Genomic DNA, 20,229 nt, shown 5'->3' with positions numbered 1-20,229 from the left:
CCTGGCCCGAAAAAAAAAAAAAAAAGAACCCCCCCGCGGGGGGGCCCCCCCCCCCCCCCCCCCCCCCCGTCCCCGGGTGAGCGAGCTGCGTGTGTGCACCGCCACCCTCCCCGCTGGGGCCAGACCGGATGACGTCCGGACGCACCCGGCGTTCCCCAGCAAGCAGAACAGCGATCGGCAGGAGCGAGAGACAGCGATGGCGGGACAGAAGATCCGCATCAGGCTGAAGGCCTACGACCACGAGGCGATCGACGCCTCGGCGCGGCGCATCGTCGACACGGTGACCAAGACCGGTGCGCGCGTCGTCGGCCCGGTGCCGCTGCCGACGGAGAAGAACGTGTACTGCGTCATCCGCTCGCCGCACAAGTACAAGGACTCGCGCGAGCACTTCGAGATGCGCACGCACAAGCGGCTCATCGACATCCTCGACCCGACGCCGAAGACGGTCGACGCGCTCATGCGCATCGACCTGCCGGCCTCGGTCGACGTGAACATCCAGTAAGGGACCGAGTCCAGTCATGGCGAGTACGTTCCGCGGGCTCCTCGGCGAGAAGCTGGGGATGACCCAGGTCTTCGACGAGAACAACCGCATCGTGCCGGTGACCGTCGTCAAGGCGGGCCCGAACGTGGTGACGCAGGTGCGCACCCCCGAGGTCGACGGCTACTCGGCCGTCCAGCTCGGCTTCGGCGAGATCGACCCCCGCAAGGTGAACAAGCCCGAGGGTGGCCACTTCGCCAAGGCCGGCGTGACGCCGCGCCGCCACGTGGTCGAGCTCCGCACCGAGGACGCCGGCCAGTACACGGTCGGCCAGGAGCTGACCGCCGAGGTCTTCGACGGCGTGGCCAAGGTCGACGTCATCGGCACCAGCAAGGGCAAGGGCACCGCCGGTGTCATGAAGCGCCACGGCTTCAAGGGCCTCGGCGCCGCGCACGGCACCCAGCGCAAGCACCGGTCGCCCGGCTCCATCGGCGGCGCCTCCACCCCCGGCCGCGTGTTCAAGGGCCTGAAGATGGCCGGGCGCATGGGTGCGGTGAAGACCACGACCCTCTCGCTCGTCGTCCACAAGGTCGACACCGAGCGCGGCCTCATCCTGATCAAGGGCGCCGTCCCCGGCCCGAAGGGCGGGCTCCTGCTCGTCCGCTCGGCCGTCAAGGGCGGTCCCGTGGGGAGTGACAACCAGTGACCCAGTCGACCGCGACCGAGGCCGCGCGCGCCGACCGCCAGGTCGACGTCCGCACGCCGGCGGGGGAGACCTCGGGCAGCGTCACGCTGCCCGGTGACCTGTTCGACGCGAACGCGAACGTCGCGCTCATGCACCAGGTCGTCGTCGCCCAGCTGGCCGCGGCCCGCCAGGGCACGCACGCGACGAAGACGCGCGGCGCCGTCAGCGGCGGTGGCGTCAAGCCCTACCGCCAGAAGGGCACCGGCCGCGCCCGCCAGGGCTCGATCCGCGCGCCGCAGTTCACCGGCGGTGGCACGGTCCACGGCCCCCAGCCGCGCGACTACTCGCAGCGCACGCCCAAGAAGATGAAGGCCGCCGCGCTGCGCGGTGCCCTCTCCGACCGGGCGCGCGACGGCCGCGTGCACGTCGTCACCACCTTCGTCGACGGGGACGCCCCGAAGACCAAGGCGGCCATCGCCACCCTCGACGCCGTCACCTCGGCCAAGCGGGTGCTCGTGGTCCTCGACCGCGACGACGTCCTCAACTGGGTGAGCCTGCGCAACGAGCCGCGCGTGCACCTGATCGAGGCCGGCCAGCTCAACACCTACGACGTCCTGGTCAGCGACGAGGTGGTCTTCACCGAGACCGCGCTCGCCGAGTTCGTCGCCGGCCCGCACGGCGGCAACGGCGGCACCTCGCTGACCAAGCCGGACCTGACGACGCCGGACATCCCCGGCGCCATCCCGTCCATCCAGCCGGCTGAGGGCACGACCGACCTGGACCTCGAGCAGAACGAGGCCACCGACACCACCGAGGAGAAGGCGTGAGCGTCCGCGACCCCCGGGACGTCCTGCTGTCGCCGGTCATCTCGGAGAAGAGCTACGGGCTGCTGGACGACAACCAGTACACGTTCGTGGTGCTGCCCGAGGCCAACAAGACGCAGATCAAGATCGCGGTCGAGCAGGTCTTCAACGTGAAGGTCCTCGGCGTGAACACCATCAACCGCCAGGGCAAGCGCAAGCGCAGCCGGGGCAACAAGCTCGGCAAGCGCAAGGACACCAAGCGGGCCATCGTCTCGCTGGCGCCCGGCGACCGGATCGAGATCTTCGGGGGCCCGGGCGCCTGAGCCCGGGACTGCCGGACCAGAGATAGAGGACTGAGTCAGCAATGGCTATCCGCAAGTACAAGCCGACGACGCCGGGCCGCCGCGGCTCCAGCGTCGCCGACTTCGCCGAGGTCACCCGCGACCACCCCGAGAAGTCGCTGGTCCGGCCGCTGCACGGTCGCGGCGGGCGCAACGTCCACGGGAAGGTCACCGCCCGCCACCAGGGCGGCGGCCACAAGCGCGCCTACCGCGTCATCGACTTCCGTCGGGCGGACAAGGACGGCGTGCCGGCGAAGGTCGCGCACATCGAGTACGACCCGAACCGCACCTCGCGCATCGCGCTGCTGCACTTCGCCGACGGCGAGAAGCGCTACATCATCGCGCCGGCCCGCCTGAAGCAGGGCGACACGGTGGAGTGCGGCCCCGCGGCCGACATCAAGCCGGGCAACAACCTGCCGCTGCGCAACATCCCCGTCGGCACGGTGGTCCACGCGATCGAGCTGCGGCCGGGCGGCGGCGCGAAGATCGCCCGCTCCGCCGGCACCAGCGTCCAGCTGGTCGCCCGCGAGGGCCGCTTCGCCCAGCTGCGCATGCCGTCGGGCGAGATCCGCAACGTCGACGTGCGCTGCCGCGCCACCGTCGGCGAGGTGGGCAACGCCGAGCAGTCGAACATCAACTGGGGCAAGGCCGGCCGCATGCGGTGGAAGGGCAAGCGCCCGACCGTCCGCGGTGTCGCCATGAACCCGGTGGACCACCCGCACGGTGGTGGTGAGGGCAAGACCTCCGGTGGTCGCCACCCGGTGAACCCGAAGGGCAAGCCGGAGGGCCGCACGCGCAAGCGCAAGGCCAGTGACGCCCTGATCGTGCGCCGCCGGCGCACCAACAAGAAGCGCTGAGCGGGTAGAGGAGTCCGACAGACATGCCACGCAGCCTGAAGAAGGGCCCGTTCGTCGACGACCACCTGCTCAAGAAGGTGGACGTCCAGAACGAGAAGGGCACCAAGACGGTCATCCGGACCTGGTCCCGCCGCTCGACGATCATCCCGGACATGCTCGGCCACACCATCGCCGTGCACGACGGTCGCAAGCACGTCCCGGTCTTCGTGACCGAGGCGATGGTCGGGCACAAGCTCGGCGAGTTCGCTCCGACCCGGACCTTCCGCGGTCACGTCAAGGACGACCGCCGGTCGCGGCGCGGCTGAGCCCGGTCCCGAGAGAGAGACTTGAGATGACTTCCCAGCTGGGAGAGGAGACGCAGGTCGCCCGGGCCGTCGCCCGCGGCGTCCGCGTCACCCCCATGAAGGCACGCCGGGTGGTGGACCTCATCCGCTACCTGCCCACCGACGAGGCCCTGGCCCTCCTGCGGTTCGCCCCGCAGTCGGCCAGCGAGCCGGTGGCCAAGGTCGTCGCCAGCGCCGTCGCCAACGCCGAGCACAACCTGCGGCTGGACCCGGCCGCGCTCGTCGTCAGCGCCGCCTACGTCGACGAGGGCCCCACCATGAAGCGGATCCGGCCGCGCGCCCAGGGCCGCGCCTACCGCATCAACAAGCGGACCAGCCACATCACCGTCGAGGTGAGCGAGGTCGGCTCCAGCGCCGAGCTCGCCGGCAAGTCCCGCACCGCCCGTCGCCGCACCGGCCAGTCCGGCCCGGCGACGCAGCAGCAGGGCACGCAGCAGCGCTCCAACACGAGGGGAGGGACCCGCTAGTGGGTCAGAAGGTCAACCCGCACGGGTTCCGCCTCGGCATCACCACCGACTACAAGTCCCGGTGGTACGCCGACAAGCTGTACAAGGACTACGTCAAGGAAGACGTGGCCATCCGCAAGCTCATGACCAAGGGCATGGAGCGCGCCGGCATCTCGAAGGTGGAGATCGAGCGCACCCGTGACCGGGTCCGGGTCGACATCCACACCGCCCGGCCGGGCATCGTCATCGGCCGCCGCGGCGCCGAGGCCGACCGCATCCGCGGCGAGCTGGAGAAGCTCACCGGCAAGCAGGTGCAGCTGAACATCCTCGAGGTCAAGAACCCCGAGGCCGACGCGCAGCTCGTCGCCCAGGCCGTGGCCGAGCAGCTGTCCAGCCGCGTCAGCTTCCGCCGCGCCATGCGCAAGGCCATGCAGTCGGCCCAGCGCAGCCCGCAGGTCAAGGGCATCCGGGTGCAGTGCTCCGGTCGCCTGGGCGGCACCGAGATGAGCCGGTCGGAGTTCTACCGCGAGGGTCGCGTGCCGCTGCACACCCTCCGGGCGAACATCGACTACGGCCTGTACGAGGCCCGCACCACCTTCGGCCGCATCGGCGTGAAGGTGTGGATCTACAAGGGCGACGTCAGCGGCTCGCGTGCCGAGCGCGAGGCCCTCGAGGCCCTCGCCGCCCGGCAGCAGCGCCGGGAGCGCCCGCAGCGCCCCCGCCGGTCGGGCTCCAGCGGCACCACCGCCGGTGGCACCGAGGCCGGCCGCGCCGCCGCCGAGACGTCGACCGGTCCGGAGACCGCCGATGACAGCACCGTGGCCGTGACCTCGGGTGAGGTCGCGCCCGAGCAGACCGTCGCCGAGGCCGCCGGCCCCGAGGCGACCGCTGCGGCCGAGACGACCGCGACCGAGAACACGGAGGGCTGACACGTGCTGATCCCCCGGCGCGTCAAGCACCGCAAGCAGCACCACCCGGACCGCTCCGGCCGGGCCAAGGGCGGCACGGCGATCAACTTCGGTGAGTACGCCATCCAGGCCCTCGAGCCGGCGTACGTGACCAACCGGCAGATCGAGTCCGCCCGTATCGCCATGACCCGGCACATCCGCCGTGGCGGCAAGGTCTGGATCACGATCTACCCGGACCGCCCGCTCACCAAGAAGCCGGCCGAGACCCGCATGGGTTCCGGCAAGGGCTCCCCGGAGTGGTGGGTCGCCAACGTCAAGCCGGGCCGCGTCATGTTCGAGCTGTCGGGTGTCCCGGAGTCGGTGGCCCGCGAGGCCATGCGCCGCGCCATCCACAAGCTGCCCATGAAGGCTCGCTTCATCACGCGTGAAGGAGAGGTGTGATGGCCGCCGGTCTGACCGCCCCGGAGCTGCGCGAGCTCTCGGCCGAGGAGCTCGCCACGCGGCTGCGTGAGCACAAGGAAGAGCTGTTCAACCTGCGCTTCCAGGTGGCCACCGGCCAGCTGGACAACAACCGGCGACTGCAGACCGTCCGCCGCGACATCGCCCGGATCTACACGATCATGCGCGAGCGCGAGCTGGGTCTCTCGGTCGCCCCGAACGAGGGTGTGGCATGAGCGAGCCCGAGAACACCGCTGTCGCCAGCGGCCCCGGCCTGGCCGGCCGCGGCTACCGCAAGGTCCGCGAGGGCCTCGTGGTCAGCGACAAGATGGACAAGACCATCGTCGTCGAGGTCGAGGACCGTGTGAAGCACGGCCTCTACGGCAAGGTCCTCCGTCGCACCAGCAAGCTGAAGGCCCACGACGAGCAGGGGGTCGCCGGCATCGGTGACCGCGTGCAGATCATGGAGACCCGGCCGCTGTCGGCCACCAAGCGGTGGCGGCTGGTCGAGGTCCTCGAGAAGGCCAAGTAACACCCGTCGGGGGTCCGCGGGCCCTGTGACCCACGCCCTGCGGGGCGGGTCGCGGGACCGGGTACCCTGGACGACTGGCGCCCCTCCGGGTGAGCGCCACATCCCGGTACCCGTGTCGGACGCACCGGCGGCATCAGTCGCCGGTGCGTCCGCGCGTGGGTACCGGACAGCCGGTTCACCGTTCCGGCCCGGCTGTCACCACTGAGATTGGGAGTAGGACGTGATCCAGCAGGAGTCGCGGCTCCGGGTCGCCGACAACACCGGTGCGAAGGAGATCCTCTGCATCCGGGTGCTCGGCGGTTCCGGGCGGCGCTACGCCGGCATCGGCGACGTCATCGTGGCGACCGTCAAGGACGCGCTGCCCGGTGCCGGCGTCAAGCGCGGCGACGTCGTCAAGGCCGTCGTCGTCCGCACGCGCAAGGAGCGTCGTCGTCCCGACGGCTCCTACATCCGCTTCGACGAGAACGCCGCGGTCATCATCCGCGACAGCGGCGACCCGCGCGGCACGCGCATCTTCGGTCCCGTCGGCCGCGAGCTGCGCGACAAGCGCTTCATGCGGATCATCTCGCTCGCCCCGGAGGTGCTCTGACCATGGCTGCCAAGAAGACCACGCCGGCCAAGACGCCGAGCATGAAGGTGAAGAAGGGCGACACCGTGGTGGTCCTGTCCGGCAAGGACAAGGGCGCCCGGGGTCGCGTGATCGCCGCCTACCCCAAGCTGCAGAAGGTCCTCGTCGAGGGCGTCGGCCGCGTCAAGAAGCACACCCGCATCAGCTCGAACCAGCGGGGCGCGCAGCAGGGCGGCATCGTCACCCAGGAGGCTCCCATCCACGTCAGCAACGTGATGGTGATCGGCTCCGAGGGGACGCCGACCCGGGTCGGTTACCGCCAGGACGAGGAAGGCCGCAACATCCGGGTGTCGCGGCGGACCGGTAAGGACCTCTGACGATGACTGCACCCACCCGTGAGCTCCCGCGCCTGCTGGCGCACTACCGCGAGTCGATCGCGCCGGCCCTCCAGGAGGAGTTCGGCTTCGAGAACGTCATGCAGATCCCGCGGCTGACGAAGATCGTCGTCAACATGGGCGTCGGCGAGGCGACCCGCGACGCGAAGCTGATGGACGGCGCGGTCCGCGACCTCACCGCCATCACCGGCCAGCGTCCGGCCGTCGTCCGGGCCCGCAAGTCCATCGCCCAGTTCAAGCTGCGCGAGGGCATGCCGATCGGCGCCAAGGTCACCCTCCGCGGCGACCGCATGTGGGAGTTCCTCGACCGGCTCCTGGCGCTGGCCCTGCCCCGCATCCGCGACTTCCGCGGCCTGAACGCCAAGCAGTTCGACGGGCACGGCAACTACACGTTCGGGCTGACCGAGCAGTCGATGTTCCGCGAGATCGACGTCGACAAGATCGACCGTCCGCGCGGCATGGACATCACGCTGGTCACCACCGCCACGAACGACGAGGAGGGTCGCGAGCTGCTCCGCCTCCTGGGCTTCCCGTTCGCCGGCCAGCCCGTCGTCACCACCATCCGCTGAGCCGGGCCGAGGAGACAGACAGATGGCCAAGAAGGCGCTGATCAACAAGGCGGCCCGCAAGCCCAAGTTCGCGGTCCGCGGCTACACCCGCTGCCAGCGGTGCGGTCGTCCGCACTCGGTCTTCCGCAAGTTCGGCCTGTGCCGGATCTGCCTGCGGGAGATGGCCCACGCCGGCGAGCTGCCGGGTGTGAGCAAGTCCAGCTGGTAGTCCGCAGTCCCCGCCCCGCGCGCTGACCGCGCGGGGCGGGTCCCCAGCACCACCGGTCGCCGAGAGGCCCACGCGAGGGACGCGTGAGGAACCGCGGCGAGAGAGGCACGACACCCATGACGATGACCGACCCGATCGCGGACATGCTCACGCGGTTGCGCAACGCGAACACGGCCTACCACGACTCGACGCGCATGCCGTCGTCGAAGCTCAAGACGCACATCGCCGAGATCCTCCAGCAGGAGGGCTACATCGCCGGCTGGCGCGTGGAGGACGTCGAGAAGGACGGCGCCACCCGCAAGGAGCTGGTGATCGACCTGAAGTTCGGCCCCAACCGCGAGCGCAGCATCGCCGGGGTGCGCCGGGTGTCCAAGCCGGGCCTGCGGGTCTACGCGAAGTCGAACGCCCTGCCGAAGGTCCTGGGCGGCCTCGGGGTGGCCATCATCTCCACCTCGACCGGGCTGCTGACCGACCGGCAGGCGACCAAGAAGGGCGTGGGCGGGGAAGTCCTCGCCTACGTCTGGTAAGAGGAGCGAGCGAGATGTCACGGATCGGACGACTGCCGGTTCCCGTGCCCGGTGGCGTGGACGTCACCATCGACGGCCAGACGGTCAGCGTGAAGGGCCCCAAGGGCACCCTGTCCCACACCGTCGCGGCGCCCATCACGGTCGCCCGGGGCGAGGACGGCACGCTGAGCGTCCAGCGGCCCAACGACGAGCGTGAGAGCCGGGCGCTGCACGGCCTGTCCCGCACCCTGATCGCCAACATGATCACCGGCGTCACCGAGGGCTACACCAAGACCCTCGAGATCGTCGGCGTCGGCTACCGCGTCCAGGCCCGCGGCTCGGACCTGGAGTTCGCGCTCGGCTACAGCCACCCGGTGCCGGTGCGTGCCCCGGAGGGCATCACCTTCACCGTCGAGTCGCCCACCCGCCTGCGGGTGACCGGCATCGACAAGCAGCAGGTCGGCCAGGTGGCCGCCAACATCCGCGGCCTCCGCAAGCCCGACCCGTACAAGGGCAAGGGCGTCCGCTACCAGGGCGAGGTCGTCAAGCGCAAGGTCGGGAAGACGGGTAAGTGATGGCACAGACCGAGAAGGCCGCTCGGGTGCACACGCCCGTCGGCACCGACATCAGCACCGCGCGCCGCGTCTCGCGGCTGCGCCGCCACAACCGGCTCCGCAAGCGGGTCTCCGGCACGCCGGACCGCCCGCGCATGGTGGTCAACCGCAGCACGCGGCACATCCACGTGCAGGTCGTGGACGACACCGCCGGCCGTACCCTGGTGAGCGCTTCGACGCTCGACGCCGGCCTGCGCGGCGCCGAGGGCGACAAGTCCGCCCTGGCCCGCCGGGTGGGCGCCCTGGTCGCCGAGCGCGCCCAGGCCGCCGGCATCACCAAGGTCGTGTTCGACCGCGGGGGCAACCGCTACCAGGGCCGCATCGCCGCGCTGGCCGACGGCGCGCGTGAGGGCGGGCTGGACTTCTGATGAGCAGCACCGCCAACCAGCAGATCGAGAGGGACGTCTGATGCCAGGACCACAGCGACGCGGCGGCGGCGCCGGCGGCGGCAACGACCGCCGCGACCGTCGTGACGGCGGGCGGGGGCCCGGCGGCGCGCCTGCCGAGAAGAGCAACTACATCGAGCGCGTGGTGGCCATCAACCGCGTGTCGAAGGTCGTCAAGGGTGGTCGGCGCTTCAGCTTCACCGCCCTGGTGATCGTCGGCGACGGTGACGGCACCGTGGGCGTCGGCTACGGCAAGGCCAAGGAGGTGCCCGCGGCGATCGCCAAGGGCGTCGAGGAGGCCAAAAAGCACTTCTACAAGGTGCCGCGCATCGCCAGCACCATCCCCCACCCGGTGCAGGGTGAGGCCGCTGCCGGTGTCGTGCTGCTCAAGCCGGCCAGCCCCGGTACCGGTGTCATCGCCGGTGGCCCGGTGCGCGCCGTCCTCGAGTGCGCCGGCATCCACGACGTGCTCTCGAAGAGCCTCGGCTCGTCGAACCCGATCAACATCGTGCACGCCACCATGCAGGCGCTGAAGGAGCTCGTCCGCCCCGAGGAGATCGCCGCCCGCCGCGGGCTGCCCCTCGAGGACGTCGCCCCGGCCGCCATGCTGCGGGCGCGTGCGGGCCAGGGGGTCTGACATGGCGCAGCTGAAGGTGACCCAGGTCCGGTCGGCGATCGGCACGAAGCCCAACCAGCGGCAGACGCTGCGGTCCCTGGGCCTCAAGCGGATCAACGACACGGTCGTGCAGGAGGACCGTCCCGAGATCCGCGGGATGGTCGCCACGGTGACGCACCTCGTCTCCGTCGAAGAGATCTGAGCAGGGACTCGTCATGACTCTCAAGGTCCACCACCTGCGTCCGGCTCCGGGCGCCCACACCCCCAAGACGCGCGTCGGCCGGGGTGAGGGCTCCAAGGGCAAGACCGCCGGTCGCGGCACCAAGGGCACCGGGGCGCGCGGCAACACCTCCGCGCGCTTCGAGGGCGGCCAGACGCCGCTGCACATGCGGCTGCCCAAGATGTCCGGCTTCAAGAACCCGAACAAGGTCGTCTTCCAGGTCGTCAACCTCGACCGGATCGCGTCCCTGTTCCCGCAGGGCGGGCACGTCGACCCCGACACGCTCGCCGACGCCGGCGCGGTCCGCCGCGGCCAGCCGGTGAAGGTCCTCGGCACCGGTGAGCTGGGCGGCGTCCAGGTCACCGTGCACGCGCACGCCTTCTCGGCCTCCGCCGCCGAGAAGATCGCCGCGGCCGGGGGCAGCACCACCCGCATCTGAGCAGCTGACGACCCCCGGGGCCGCACGACCAGCCCCGGGGGTCGTCTGCTGTTCCGGGCCCCTCCAGGGACGGGCCCGCCCGGGCCCCGCGCCGGCCAGGAGGCCGCGCCGGGGACACCCGCTGGGGGAGGGCTGTGACCGGCGCGACCCCGACCGTTGCTAACCTCGTCCGACCGAGAAGGGGAGGGCACGTGCTGCAGGCGTTCGCCGCGGCGTTCCGGACGCCAGACCTCCGGCGCAAGTTGCTGTTCTCCCTGGCGATCATCGCCGTGTACCGGCTGGGCGCCTCGGTGCCCGGCCCGGGAGTCTCCGTCGAGGCGATCAACAGCTGTCTCGAGCAGGCGCAGGCGGGCAGCCAGCGCGACGTCTACTCGCTGGTGAACCTGTTCTCCGGCGGGGCGCTGCTCCGGCTGTCGATCTTCGCGCTGGGGATCATGCCGTACATCACCGCCAGCATCATCGTGCAGCTGCTGGTCGTGGTGATCCCGCGGTTCGAGCAGCTGAAGAAGGAAGGGCAGTCGGGCCAGCAGAAGCTGACCCAGTACACCCGCTACCTGACGATCGCCCTGGCGGTCCTGCAGAGCACCGGCATCATCGCCCTGGCCCGCAGCGGCCAGCTGTTCCCGGGCTGCCAGCAGGACATCATCCCGTCGGACAGCATCTGGACGACGGTCGTGCTCGTGGTCGCCCTGACCGCCGGCACCGCGGTGATCATGTGGCTCGGCGAGCTGCTCACCGAGAAGGGGATCGGCAACGGCATGTCCGTGCTGATCTTCACCTCGATCGCGGCCCGCATCCCCGCCGAGGGCGGCTCGATCCTGCAGACCCGCGGGGGCGTCGTCTTCGCCGTCGTCTGCGCCTTCGCCCTGCTGATCATCGGGGCCGTCGTCTACGTCGAGCAGGCGCAGAGACGGATCCCGGTCCAGTACGCCAAGCGCATGGTCGGCCGCCGCATGTACGGCGGCACCTCCACCTACCTCCCGCTCAAGGTGAACCAGGCCGGCGTCATCCCGGTCATCTTCGCCTCGTCGCTGCTCTACCTCCCGCAGCTGATCACCCAGCTCCAGGGTGACGAGACCGGCCCGGTCCGGCAGTTCTTCGAGAACTACGTCATCGACCAGAGCAGCCCGGTGCACGTCGCGCTGTACTTCGGCCTGATCGTGTTCTTCACGTACTTCTACGTGTCGATCACCTTCAACCCGGAGGAGCGGGCCGACGACATGAAGCGCTACGGCGGCTTCATCCCCGGCATCCGCCCGGGCCGGCCGACGGCGGAGTACCTGCAGTACGTGCTGTCCCGGATCACCCTGCCCGGGTCGATCTACCTCGGGATCGTCGCGGTGCTGCCGAACTTCTTCCTGTCGATCACGCAGCAGGGGGCGAACCAGAACTTCCCGTTCGGCGGGACCGCAGTGCTGATCATGGTGGGAGTGGGCTTGGAGACCGTGAAGCAGATCGAGACGCAGCTCAACCAGCGCAACTACGAAGGGTTCCTGAAGTAGTGCGCATCGTGCTGCTGGGCCCGCCCGGAGCCGGCAAGGGGACCCAGGCCCAGATCATCGCCGGCCAGCTCGGGGTGCCCGCCATCTCCACGGGCGACATCTTCCGCGCCAACGTGAGCGGTCAGACCGAGCTCGGCCGCAGGGCCAAGGTCTTCATGGACGCCGGCGACCTCGTCCCCGACGAGATCACCGTCGCGATGGTCAGGGACCGGCTCGCCGAGCCCGACGCCAAGGCCGGCTTCCTGCTCGACGGCTTCCCCCGCACGATCGCCCAGGCCGAGCAGCTGCGCGGCTCCCTCGAGGAGCTCGGGCACGGGCTGGACCGCGTCGTCGAGCTGGTCGTCGAGGAGGAGGAGCTGGTGCGCCGGCTCTCCGGCCGCCGGATGCTCGTCGACGGCGAGTGGGTGCAGCGCGACGACGACCGGCCCGAGACCGTGCGGCACCGCCTCCAGGTCTACCGGGAACAGACCGCCCCGCTGTCCGGGTTCTACGACGGCGAGGGGCTGCTGTCGCGCATCGACGCGATCGGCACCATCGAGGAGGTCACCGCCCGGGTGATGGCCGCCCTGGGCCGGCCCGTGCAGTCCGGGCAGCCGAGCGACAGCTGAGGGGACGGCGCCGCCGATGTCGGCCGGGATCCTGACCCGCCTCCCGCTGCTGGCGAAGTGGAGTGGACGCATGATCCAGATCAAGACACCGCACGAGATCGAGCTCATGCGCGGCGCCGGCCTCGTGGTCGCCGGGGCGATCGCCGCGGTCCGCGCGGCGGTCCGCCCGGGCGTGACCACGGGGGAGCTCGACGCGATCGCCGAGGACGTCATCCGGTCCTCCGGGGCGATCCCGTCGTTCCTCGGCTACCACGGCTTCACCGGCAGCATCTGCGCGTCGATCAACGACGAGGTCGTGCACGGCATCCCGAACCCGGAGCGCGCCCTCGCCGAGGGCGACAACATCTCCATCGACTGCGGCGCGATCCTCGACGGCTGGCACGGCGACTCGGCGGTCACCGTGACCGTCGGCCCGCCGTCGGCCGAGGACGCCGCGCTCATCGCCGTCACCGAGCGGTCCATGTGGGCCGGCCTGGCGCGGGCCGTGGCCGGTGGCCGGCTGACCGACATCAGCTCCGCGGTCGAGCAGGCGATCACCGCCGAGGCGCACCCGTACGGGATCGTCGACCACTACGGCGGGCACGGCATCGGGACCGAGATGCACCAGGACCCGCACGTCCTCAACTACGGCCGGCCCGGCCGCGGCCCGCGGCTGGTCCCCGGCCTGGCGCTGGCGATCGAGCCCATGGTGACCGTGGGCGACCCCGCCACCGCCGAGCTCGAGGACGGCTGGACCGTGGTGACCAAGGACGGCTCCCGGGCCGCCCACTTCGAGCACACCGTCGCCATCACCCCCGAGGGCCCCTGGGTCCTGACGGCGGAGGACGGCGGCGTCGCGGGGCTGGCCCCCTTCGGGATCACCCCGCGCACCTGAGCGAGGCCCCCCTCGCGCCCACCACCCGCAGGCTCGTGGCGGGTCCTGCGAGGGGTCACCCCGGGCGTTCCGTTGTGACGGAGGCCGGGTTGGAGCGCCCCGCTGCAGCGGGGTACAGTGAACGACGGCGTTCGCGCCGTCCTGTCGTCGTGCTGTGGCCGCACGACCCGGGACGCCCTCGCGGGAGCGCCTGCACCACCTGGTCTGCAACCACCGCGTACGACCCGGCCGGCATCCGGCGCGGGCGCATGCGACTCCAGCACCACACCAACCAGCACCACCGAGTCAGGGAGGCCGTGTCGGGCATGGCGAAGAAGGACGGGGCCATCGAGGTCGAGGGTCGCGTCGTCGAGCCGCTGCCCAACGCGATGTTCCGGGTCGAGCTGCAGAACGGGCACCGGGTGCTCGCCCACATCAGCGGCAAGATGCGCCAGCACTACATCCGCATCCTGCCCGAGGACCGCGTCGTCGTGGAGCTCTCGCCCTACGACCTGACCCGCGGTCGCATCGTCTACCGCTACAAGTGACCGCCGCCGGCGCGGGGCACCTCCGGGTGCCGCGCGGGCGGCCATCGATCGACAGGAATGAGGGGCGGCACCGGTGAAGGTCCAGCCGTCGGTGAAGAAGATCTGCGACAAGTGCAAGGTGATCCGCCGGCACGGCCGGGTCATGGTCATCTGCGACAACGCCCGCCACAAGCAGCGGCAGGGCTGAGGGAGTACCTGAGACATGGCACGACTGGCCGGCGTCGACCTGCCCCGCGAGAAGCGGATGGAGATCGCGCTCACCTACATCTACGGGATCGGCAAGACCCACGCCAAGGAGACCCTCGCGGCGACCGGCGTGAGCCCCGACCTGCGGGCCAAGGACCTCTCCGACGAGGACCTGCTCAAGCTGCGCGACTACATCGACGAGCACTTCCGCGTCGAGGGTGACCTCCGCCGCGAGGTGGCCGCCGACATCCGTCGCAAGGTGGAGATCGGCTGCTACCAGGGCCTGCGCCACCGTCGTGGCCTGCCCGTGCACGGTCAGCGCACCCGCACCAACGCGCGCTCCAGCAAGGGCCCGCGCAAGACCATCGCCGGCAAGAAGAAGGCCGGCAAGAAGTAAGCCGTGAGGCGCGCTGTCGCACGACCCGTGAGGGCGGGAGCGACGGTGCGCCCCTCGTGCTCACCTGGCCACTGAACGCTCAGAAGGAAACCGGAGAGACATGCCTCCCAGGGCTCGCGCCGCGGCTGGTGCCAAGAAGGTCCGCCGCAAGGAGAAGAAGAACGTCGCCCACGGCGCCGCGCACATCAAGAGCACGTTCAACAACACGATCGTGTCGATCACCGACCCGACCGGCAACGTGATCAGCTGGGCCTCCGCCGGCCACGTCGGCTTCAAGGGCTCGCGCAAGTCGACGCCGTTCGCCGCCCAGATGGCCGCCGAGAACGCCGCGCGCAAGGCCCAGGAGCACGGCATGCGCAAGGTCGACGTCTTCGTGAAGGGCCCGGGCTCGGGCCGCGAGACCGCGATCCGCTCGCTGCAGGCCACCGGCCTCGAGGTGGGGCAGATCCAGGACGTGACGCCGCAGCCGCACAACGGCTGCCGCCCGAAGAAGCGCCGCCGGGTCTGACCGGCCACTGACGAGAAGAACGAGGAGTACCTGACGTGGCCCGTTACGCCGGAGCCGACTGCCGCCTCTGCCGGCGCGAGAAGATGAAGCTGTTCCTCAAGGGCAGCAAGTGCGAGTCCCCGAAGTGCCCGATCGAGATCCGGCCCTACCCGCCGGGCGAGCACGGCCGGGGCCGCAGCAAGGACAGCGAGTACCTCCTGCAGCTGCGCGAGAAGCAGAAGGCCCGCCGCATCTACGGCGTCCTCGAGAAGCAGTTCCGCGGCTACTACGAGGAGGCCAACCGCAAGACCGGCAAGACCGGTGAGGTCCTGCTGCAGATCCTCGAGTCCCGCCTGGACAACGTCGTGTACCGGGCCGGCTGGGGCGAGAGCCGCGACATGGCCCGCCAGCTGGTCAAGCACGGCCACATCCGGGTGAACGGCCGCAAGGTCGACATCCCGTCCTACCGGGTCAGCGCGAACGACATCATCGAGGTCGCCGAGAAGTCGCGGCGGATGGTGCCCTTCGAGATCGCCCAGGCCCGCGCCGGCGAGCGCCCCGTGCCGCCGTGGCTGGAGGTCATCAGCGGCCAGCTGCGCGCCGTCGTGCACAGCGTCCCGGCCCGCCAGGTGATCGACACCCCGGTGCAGGAGCAGCTGATCGTCGAGCTCTACTCCAAGTAAGGGCTCGCAGCACCACAGCACCACCCGGCCCCGGCGGGCGGACCGATGTCCGCCGGGGCCCGCACCACCCCCTCACGGCGTCATATGGCGGGCGCCGGAGGACCCAAGGGAGAACACACGATGCTCATCGCACAGCGTCCGACGCTGACCGAGGAGACCCTCACCGAGCAGCGCTCGCGGTTCGTCATCGAGCCGCTCGAGCCCGGCTTCGGCTACACCCTCGGCAACTCGCTGCGCCGCACCCTCCTGTCCTCGATCCCCGGCGCTGCCGTCACCAGCATCCGGATCGAGGGCACCCTGCACGAGTTCACCACCGTGCCCGGGGTCAAGGAGGACGTCACCGAGATCATCCTCAACCTCAAGGGCCTGGTCGTCAGCTCGGACTCCGACGAGCCGGTGACCATGTACCTGCGCAAGCAGGGCCCGGGTGAGGTCACCGCCGCCGACATCGCGCCCCCGGCCGGTGTGGAGGTGCACAACCCCGACCTGCACATCGCCACCCTCAACGGCAAGGGCCGCCTCGAGATCGAGCTGGTCGTCGAGCGGGGCCGCGGCTACGTCCCGGCGCCGCAGAACAAGCAGCCCGGCCAGGAGATCGGCCGCATCCCGGTCGACTCGATCTACTCGCCGGTCCTCAAGGTCACCTACGCCGTCGAGGCCACCCGCGTCGAGCAGCGCACCGACTTCGACCGCCTCGTGGTCGACGTCGAGACCAAGCCCTCGATCGCCCCGCGGGACGCCATCGCCTCCGCCGGCTCCACGCTGGTCGAGCTGTTCGGCCTGCTGCGCGAGCTGAACGTCGACGCCGAAGGCATCGAGGTCGGGCCCAGCCCGGCCGAGGCCGCCGACATCGCGAACTTCTCGATGCCGATCGAGGACATGGACCTCACCGTCCGGTCCTACAACTGCCTCAAGCGCGAGGGCGTGCACACCGTCGGCGAGCTGGTCACCCGCTCGGAGGCCGACCTGCTCGACATCCGCAACTTCGGGGCCAAGTCGATCGACGAGGTCAAGATGAAGCTGGCGGCCATGGGCCTGGCGCTCAAGGACAGCCCGCCCGGGTTCATCCCGACGTCGGTCGAGAGCTACGACGAGGGCTACGAGACCGACGCCTACCAGGGCCACGGCGAGTACGGCACCGAGTACGGGCAGGTCCAGTACGACGAGGGCTCCTACCAGGAGACCGAGCAGCTCTGACGCTGCACCGGCCGGGCGGCGGGACGACCGCCGCCCGGCCGGACCGCGTGGGCCCGGCTGAGGCGGGTCCGCCACACTGACACAGCGACGACAGCACCACCTGGATGCAGCCGGCACACGCCCGCCCGGCCGCCTGAGGAAGGACCGACATGCCCACCCCCACCAAGGGCCCCCGTCTCGGCGGGTCCGCCTCCCACGAGCGGCTGATGCTGGCGAACCTGGCCACGTCGCTGTTCGAGCACGGGCGGATCACCACCACCGAGGCGAAGGCGAAGCGGCTGCGCCCGTTCGCCGAGAAGCTGGTCACCTTCGCCAAGCGCGGTGACCTGCACGCGCGCCGCCAGGTGATGACGGTCATCCGGGACAAGGACGTCGTCCACCACCTGTTCGCCGAGATCGGCCCGCGCTTCGAGAACCGGCCCGGCGGCTACACCCGCATCACCAAGGTCGGCCCGCGCAAGGGCGACAACGCCCCCATGGCCGTCATCGAGCTCGTCGAGGCGCTGACCGTGGCCCAGCAGGCCGTCGGTGAGGCCGAGCGCGCCCGCGGCACCCGCTTCGCCGCCGGCGCCGGCGCGGCCGCCGCCTCCGGTGAGGTCACCGCGGACGCCGTCGAGACCGCCGCGGCCGACGAGGACACCACCGTGGCCGACGAGACCGCCGAGGCCACGGACGCCGACGCGACCGAGGCCGACACGACTGACGCCGAGGCGACCGAGGCCGGCGACACCGCCGTGGCCGCCGACGCCGAGGCCCCGGCCGAGGACGCGGACGGCTCCAGGTGACCGAGCAGCCGGGCCAGGGCGGCGACGCCGGCGCGGCCGGGGTCTCCGCCGGCGGCGGCGACCAGGGCGCCACCATCGAGGGCGAGACCACCGGTCCCGGTGGCGACACCTCGCCGGCCGTGACCTCCGGTGAGGTCGACGCCGAGGCGCAGGAGGTCGTGACCGACCTCTACAACCCGGACGGCGAGCGCCAGGACGACGGCGCCGTGACCCCGGAGCCCAAGGCCGAGAACCTGGCCGTGGTCGAGGACCCGGCGCTGTCCCCGGACGTGGCCGCCGCGGCGGCCGCCGAGGTCGAGGCCGCCGAGATCGGCGACGCCGCGACCGCGGGCACCCACGCCCCCGGCGGCGAGTCCGCGCCCGACCCGAAGTGACCCGCTGCTGAACACCGAGCACCACCGCGACGAGCCCGCTCCCGATCCCGGGGGCGGGCTCGTCCGTCTCCGGCTGTCGGTCGCCTACGACGGCACGGACTTCTCCGGCTGGGCCCGCCAGCCCGGGCGGCGCACCGTGCAGGGCGAGCTGGAGTCCGCGCTGGCCACCGTGCTGCGCGCGCCGGTCGAGCTGACCGTGGCCGGCCGCACCGACGCCGGCGTGCACGCCACCGGCCAGGTCGCGCACGCCAACGTCCCGCGCGCCGCCTGGGAGGAGCAGCGCGAGCGCCTCGTCCGCCGGCTGCGCGGCCTGCTGCCGCCGGACGTGGCCGTGCCCGCCGTCGCCGAGGCGCCGCCGGGCTTCGACGCCCGCTTCGGCGCGCTGGCGCGGCACTACGTCTACCGGCTCACCGACAGCGACGCCGGACCGCCGCCGCTGCGCCGCGCGGACACGGTGGGCTGGCCCCGCCGGCTCGACGCCGCCGCGATGGACGCCGCCGCCCGCCTGATGACCGGCGAGCACGACTTCGCCGCCTTCTGCCGCCGCCGGGAGGGCGCCACGACCGTCCGCACGCTGCTGGAGCTGGCCGTGGCCCGCGACGGCGACCTGGTCACCGTCCGGGCCTCCGCGGACGCCTTCTGCCACTCGATGATGCGCAGCCTCGTCGGCTCGCTGGTGGCGGTCGGGGAGGGGCGCCGGGCCCCGGAGTGGCCCGCCGGCCTGCTCGACCGCCGGGAGCGGGCGGGCGAGGTCGTCGTCGCGCCGCCCGGGGGGCTCACGCTGGTGCGGGTCGACTACCCGGACGACGCCGACCTCGCCGCCCGCGCGCTGGTCACCCGCGCCCGCCGCGACTAGTGGAAGGACCCCGTCCCGGGGCCCCTCGCACGCTCGGGGACGCCCTGGAGGGGGCCGGAGGGCCGGAACTCGACGATCACGGCAGTGCGGCGACCGCCTCGGCGACCGGGGTGTCGCCGGACACCAGCTCCACGACCTCGTTCGTCTTGCCCGAGTCGAGGAAGGCCAGCAGGACCGCGGCGACGTCGTCGCGGGGGACCTCGCCGTACTCCACGCCGTGGGCGAGGGTGACCCGGCCGGTGCCGGGCTCGTCGGTGAGCCGCCCGGGCCGCACGATCACGGTGTCCAGCGCGGTGCGCGGCAGGATGACGTCCTCGGCGCGCAGCTTGGCCTGCAGGTAGACGGCGAAGACCGGGTCCATGCCCTTCGGCGTCCCCTGGCGGGCCTGCTCGACGCCCATCGAGGACACCAGCAGGTAGGGGCGGACGCCGGCGCGCTCGGCGGCGTCGGCCAGCAGGACCGCGGCGCCGTGGTCGACGGTGTGCTTGCGCTCCGCGCCGCTGCCCGGTCCGGCGCCCGCGGCGAACACGACGGCGTCGGCGCCGCGGACGACCTCCGCGACGTCGTCGACCGAGGCGGACTCCAGGTCGAGCACCGCGGGCGTGACGCCGTCGGCCTCGAGGTCGGCGGCGTGGCCGGGGTTGCGGACGATGCCGACGACGGTGTCCCCGCGCCCGGCGAGCAGCCGGCCGAGGCGGCGGGCGACCTGACCGTGGGCACCGGCGATGACGACGCGCATGCCGCCGTCCTACCACCCGCTGCCCGGGGCGGTCACCCGCGGGCGTCCCTGCGGGCCCGGGCGAGGTCGGCGGGGGTGTCGCAGTCCGTCCACGGCGGCGGGGTGCCCGGCTCGCGAGCGGGGGCGTGGCGCGTCACCGCCAGCCGGCCGACGACCCGGCGGACCGGCACGGGGCCGTCCGCCCTGGCCACGGCCGCGCGCAGGGCCGCGGTGCGCCAGACTCCGAGCAGGTACTGGTCGCGGCCGGCGTCGTCGACGACCAGGACGCCGTCGGCGGTCAGCCGCGCGCGCAGGTCGCGGACCAGCGCAGGGGTCACGAACGGCAGGTCGCCGGCGAGGACGGCGACCACCGGGGTGTCGACGGCGGCGAGCCCCGCGCGCATCGCCGCGACCGGCCCACCGCCGGGCGGCCGCTCCCGGACGACGCGGACGCCGTCGGGGACCGGCTGCGGCGGCCCGACGACGACCCGCGCCGCGGCGTCGGGGACCGCGGCGAGGACGGCCGCGAGCATCGTGCGGCCGCCGACCTCGAGCTGCGGCTTGGCCTGCCCGCCCAGCCGGGCCGCGCGGCCGCCGGCCAGGACCACCGCCGCGTAGGGCGGGAGCGGGTCCGGGGCGGTCACGGTCCGACCGTAGGGGCCCGGCGTGGGTACCGTGCCCG

35 protein-coding genes are annotated in these 20,229 nt (G+C 72.0%); 33 read left to right on the top strand and 2 right to left on the bottom strand.

From position 1 onward, the window contains the following. The first annotated feature begins 196 nt into the window (after positions 1 to 196). From rpsJ to truA, 33 genes are all read left to right on the top strand, one after another. Entirely contained in the window at positions 197 to 502 is a 306-nt protein-coding gene (gene rpsJ, locus ACI8AR_RS17850; RefSeq protein WP_014742859.1) for a 30S ribosomal protein S10, read from the top strand. 16 nt (positions 503 to 518) lie between these two features. After that, entirely contained in the window at positions 519 to 1,184 is a 666-nt protein-coding gene (rplC, locus tag ACI8AR_RS17845) for a 50S ribosomal protein L3 (RefSeq protein WP_456937821.1), read from the top strand. Beyond that, positions 1,181 to 1,990: a 50S ribosomal protein L4 gene (gene rplD, locus ACI8AR_RS17840; protein ID WP_456937822.1), complete on the top strand. Its 810-nt coding sequence runs from the start codon at positions 1,181 to 1,183 to the stop codon at positions 1,988 to 1,990. The genes rplC and rplD overlap by 4 nt, the downstream gene beginning before the upstream one ends. Next, entirely contained in the window at positions 1,987 to 2,289 is a 303-nt protein-coding gene (rplW, locus tag ACI8AR_RS17835; protein WP_456929500.1) for a 50S ribosomal protein L23, read from the top strand. Before rplD ends, rplW begins: the two co-directional genes overlap by 4 nt. Positions 2,290 to 2,330: 41 nt before the next feature. Then, positions 2,331 to 3,164, top strand: coding sequence for a 50S ribosomal protein L2 (gene rplB / locus ACI8AR_RS17830; protein ID WP_073421345.1), 834 nt, complete (start codon positions 2,331 to 2,333; stop codon positions 3,162 to 3,164). A gap of 23 nt (positions 3,165 to 3,187) precedes the next feature. Continuing rightward, positions 3,188 to 3,469, top strand: coding sequence for a 30S ribosomal protein S19 (rpsS, locus tag ACI8AR_RS17825; RefSeq protein ID WP_073421347.1), 282 nt, complete (start codon positions 3,188 to 3,190; stop codon positions 3,467 to 3,469). Between the two features lie 26 nt (positions 3,470 to 3,495). After that, entirely contained in the window at positions 3,496 to 3,975 is a 480-nt protein-coding gene (gene rplV / locus ACI8AR_RS17820; protein ID WP_456929499.1) for a 50S ribosomal protein L22, read from the top strand. Further along, positions 3,975 to 4,883: a 30S ribosomal protein S3 gene (gene rpsC / locus ACI8AR_RS17815; RefSeq protein ID WP_457052186.1), complete on the top strand. Its 909-nt coding sequence runs from the start codon at positions 3,975 to 3,977 to the stop codon at positions 4,881 to 4,883. The genes rplV and rpsC overlap by 1 nt, the downstream gene beginning before the upstream one ends. Positions 4,884 to 4,886: 3 nt before the next feature. Next, a complete protein-coding gene (gene rplP / locus ACI8AR_RS17810; protein WP_387987743.1) occupies positions 4,887 to 5,303 on the top strand; it encodes a 50S ribosomal protein L16 in 417 nt (138 codons plus the stop codon). Further along, a complete protein-coding gene (gene rpmC, locus ACI8AR_RS17805) occupies positions 5,303 to 5,536 on the top strand; it encodes a 50S ribosomal protein L29 (protein ID WP_387987741.1) in 234 nt (77 codons plus the stop codon). The genes rplP and rpmC overlap by 1 nt, the downstream gene beginning before the upstream one ends. Continuing rightward, the gene (gene rpsQ / locus ACI8AR_RS17800; RefSeq protein WP_369202793.1) at positions 5,533 to 5,832 is read left to right on the top strand and encodes a 30S ribosomal protein S17; all 300 of its coding nucleotides are present in this window, start codon (positions 5,533 to 5,535) and stop codon (positions 5,830 to 5,832) included. Before rpmC ends, rpsQ begins: the two co-directional genes overlap by 4 nt. A 220-nt stretch (positions 5,833 to 6,052) precedes the next feature. Further along, the gene (gene rplN, locus ACI8AR_RS17795; RefSeq protein ID WP_387987738.1) at positions 6,053 to 6,421 is read left to right on the top strand and encodes a 50S ribosomal protein L14; all 369 of its coding nucleotides are present in this window, start codon (positions 6,053 to 6,055) and stop codon (positions 6,419 to 6,421) included. 2 nt (positions 6,422 to 6,423) lie between these two features. Then, a complete protein-coding gene (rplX, locus tag ACI8AR_RS17790) occupies positions 6,424 to 6,777 on the top strand; it encodes a 50S ribosomal protein L24 (RefSeq protein WP_457052185.1) in 354 nt (117 codons plus the stop codon). 2 nt (positions 6,778 to 6,779) lie between these two features. Next, on the top strand, positions 6,780 to 7,364 hold the full coding sequence (gene rplE, locus ACI8AR_RS17785; protein ID WP_456937825.1) for a 50S ribosomal protein L5: 585 nt from the start codon (positions 6,780 to 6,782) through the stop codon (positions 7,362 to 7,364). A 22-nt stretch (positions 7,365 to 7,386) separates the two neighbouring features. Further along, positions 7,387 to 7,572 carry a type Z 30S ribosomal protein S14 gene (locus tag ACI8AR_RS17780; RefSeq protein ID WP_012950469.1) on the top strand — a complete coding sequence of 62 codons (186 nt, stop codon included), beginning with the start codon at positions 7,387 to 7,389 and terminating at the stop codon, positions 7,570 to 7,572. A gap of 122 nt (positions 7,573 to 7,694) precedes the next feature. Next, positions 7,695 to 8,099 (top strand): 30S ribosomal protein S8, encoded by a 405-nt coding sequence (gene rpsH, locus ACI8AR_RS17775; RefSeq protein WP_456901390.1) that lies wholly within the window; start codon positions 7,695 to 7,697, stop codon positions 8,097 to 8,099. Between the two features lie 14 nt (positions 8,100 to 8,113). After that, a complete protein-coding gene (rplF, locus tag ACI8AR_RS17770; protein WP_456929496.1) occupies positions 8,114 to 8,653 on the top strand; it encodes a 50S ribosomal protein L6 in 540 nt (179 codons plus the stop codon). Beyond that, a complete protein-coding gene (gene rplR / locus ACI8AR_RS17765; protein ID WP_457052184.1) occupies positions 8,653 to 9,060 on the top strand; it encodes a 50S ribosomal protein L18 in 408 nt (135 codons plus the stop codon). Before rplF ends, rplR begins: the two co-directional genes overlap by 1 nt. A 40-nt stretch (positions 9,061 to 9,100) precedes the next feature. Further along, a complete protein-coding gene (gene rpsE / locus ACI8AR_RS17760; RefSeq protein ID WP_387987727.1) occupies positions 9,101 to 9,715 on the top strand; it encodes a 30S ribosomal protein S5 in 615 nt (204 codons plus the stop codon). 1 nt (position 9,716) lies between these two features. Next, a complete protein-coding gene (gene rpmD, locus ACI8AR_RS17755; RefSeq protein ID WP_457052183.1) occupies positions 9,717 to 9,896 on the top strand; it encodes a 50S ribosomal protein L30 in 180 nt (59 codons plus the stop codon). A 13-nt stretch (positions 9,897 to 9,909) separates the two neighbouring features. Continuing rightward, complete coding sequence (rplO, locus tag ACI8AR_RS17750; RefSeq protein WP_387987723.1) at positions 9,910 to 10,353, top strand: 50S ribosomal protein L15; 444 nt, start codon at positions 9,910 to 9,912, stop codon at positions 10,351 to 10,353. A 191-nt stretch (positions 10,354 to 10,544) separates the two neighbouring features. Then, complete coding sequence (secY, locus tag ACI8AR_RS17745) at positions 10,545 to 11,855, top strand: preprotein translocase subunit SecY (protein WP_456929493.1); 1,311 nt, start codon at positions 10,545 to 10,547, stop codon at positions 11,853 to 11,855. Next, positions 11,855 to 12,463, top strand: coding sequence for an adenylate kinase (locus ACI8AR_RS17740; protein ID WP_457052182.1), 609 nt, complete (start codon positions 11,855 to 11,857; stop codon positions 12,461 to 12,463). Before secY ends, ACI8AR_RS17740 begins: the two co-directional genes overlap by 1 nt. 70 nt (positions 12,464 to 12,533) lie before the next feature. Next, entirely contained in the window at positions 12,534 to 13,337 is an 804-nt protein-coding gene (gene map, locus ACI8AR_RS17735; RefSeq protein ID WP_457052181.1) for a type I methionyl aminopeptidase, read from the top strand. Positions 13,338 to 13,642: 305 nt separating this feature from the next. Beyond that, entirely contained in the window at positions 13,643 to 13,864 is a 222-nt protein-coding gene (gene infA / locus ACI8AR_RS17730; RefSeq protein ID WP_012950459.1) for a translation initiation factor IF-1, read from the top strand. Positions 13,865 to 13,937: 73 nt separating this feature from the next. Beyond that, on the top strand, positions 13,938 to 14,051 hold the full coding sequence (gene rpmJ / locus ACI8AR_RS17725) for a 50S ribosomal protein L36 (protein WP_012950458.1): 114 nt from the start codon (positions 13,938 to 13,940) through the stop codon (positions 14,049 to 14,051). Between the two features lie 15 nt (positions 14,052 to 14,066). After that, positions 14,067 to 14,447: a 30S ribosomal protein S13 gene (gene rpsM / locus ACI8AR_RS17720; RefSeq protein ID WP_456548794.1), complete on the top strand. Its 381-nt coding sequence runs from the start codon at positions 14,067 to 14,069 to the stop codon at positions 14,445 to 14,447. Between the two features lie 100 nt (positions 14,448 to 14,547). After that, positions 14,548 to 14,955, top strand: coding sequence for a 30S ribosomal protein S11 (gene rpsK, locus ACI8AR_RS17715; RefSeq protein WP_012950456.1), 408 nt, complete (start codon positions 14,548 to 14,550; stop codon positions 14,953 to 14,955). Positions 14,956 to 14,990: 35 nt separating this feature from the next. Continuing rightward, positions 14,991 to 15,617, top strand: coding sequence for a 30S ribosomal protein S4 (gene rpsD, locus ACI8AR_RS17710; RefSeq protein WP_456929490.1), 627 nt, complete (start codon positions 14,991 to 14,993; stop codon positions 15,615 to 15,617). Positions 15,618 to 15,737: 120 nt separating this feature from the next. After that, positions 15,738 to 16,814, top strand: a complete 1,077-nt coding sequence (locus ACI8AR_RS17705; RefSeq protein ID WP_456929489.1) for a DNA-directed RNA polymerase subunit alpha — start codon at positions 15,738 to 15,740, stop codon at positions 16,812 to 16,814. Between the two features lie 149 nt (positions 16,815 to 16,963). Continuing rightward, positions 16,964 to 17,599, top strand: a complete 636-nt coding sequence (gene rplQ, locus ACI8AR_RS17700; protein WP_457052180.1) for a 50S ribosomal protein L17 — start codon at positions 16,964 to 16,966, stop codon at positions 17,597 to 17,599. After that, complete coding sequence (locus ACI8AR_RS17695) at positions 17,596 to 17,973, top strand: hypothetical protein (protein ID WP_457052179.1); 378 nt, start codon at positions 17,596 to 17,598, stop codon at positions 17,971 to 17,973. Before rplQ ends, ACI8AR_RS17695 begins: the two co-directional genes overlap by 4 nt. A gap of 4 nt (positions 17,974 to 17,977) precedes the next feature. After that, the gene (gene truA / locus ACI8AR_RS17690; protein ID WP_457052187.1) at positions 17,978 to 18,829 is read left to right on the top strand and encodes a tRNA pseudouridine(38-40) synthase TruA; all 852 of its coding nucleotides are present in this window, start codon (positions 17,978 to 17,980) and stop codon (positions 18,827 to 18,829) included. Between the two features lie 76 nt (positions 18,830 to 18,905). Here truA and ACI8AR_RS17685 read toward each other — a convergent pair whose 3' ends face one another. After that, the gene (locus tag ACI8AR_RS17685) at positions 18,906 to 19,568 is read right to left on the bottom strand and encodes an NAD(P)H-binding protein (RefSeq protein ID WP_457052178.1); all 663 of its coding nucleotides are present in this window, start codon (positions 19,566 to 19,568) and stop codon (positions 18,906 to 18,908) included. Positions 19,569 to 19,600: 32 nt separating this feature from the next. Beyond that, positions 19,601 to 20,191 carry a molybdenum cofactor guanylyltransferase gene (gene mobA / locus ACI8AR_RS17680; RefSeq protein ID WP_457052177.1) on the bottom strand — a complete coding sequence of 197 codons (591 nt, stop codon included), beginning with the start codon at positions 20,189 to 20,191 and terminating at the stop codon, positions 19,601 to 19,603. Positions 20,192 to 20,229: the final 38 nt, after the last annotated feature.

The sequence above is a fragment of the Geodermatophilus sp. SYSU D01036 genome, from assembly GCF_054050435.1.
Note: the sequence above shows the minus strand (reverse complement) of the source record. Positions and strands in the feature narration are given on the sequence as shown.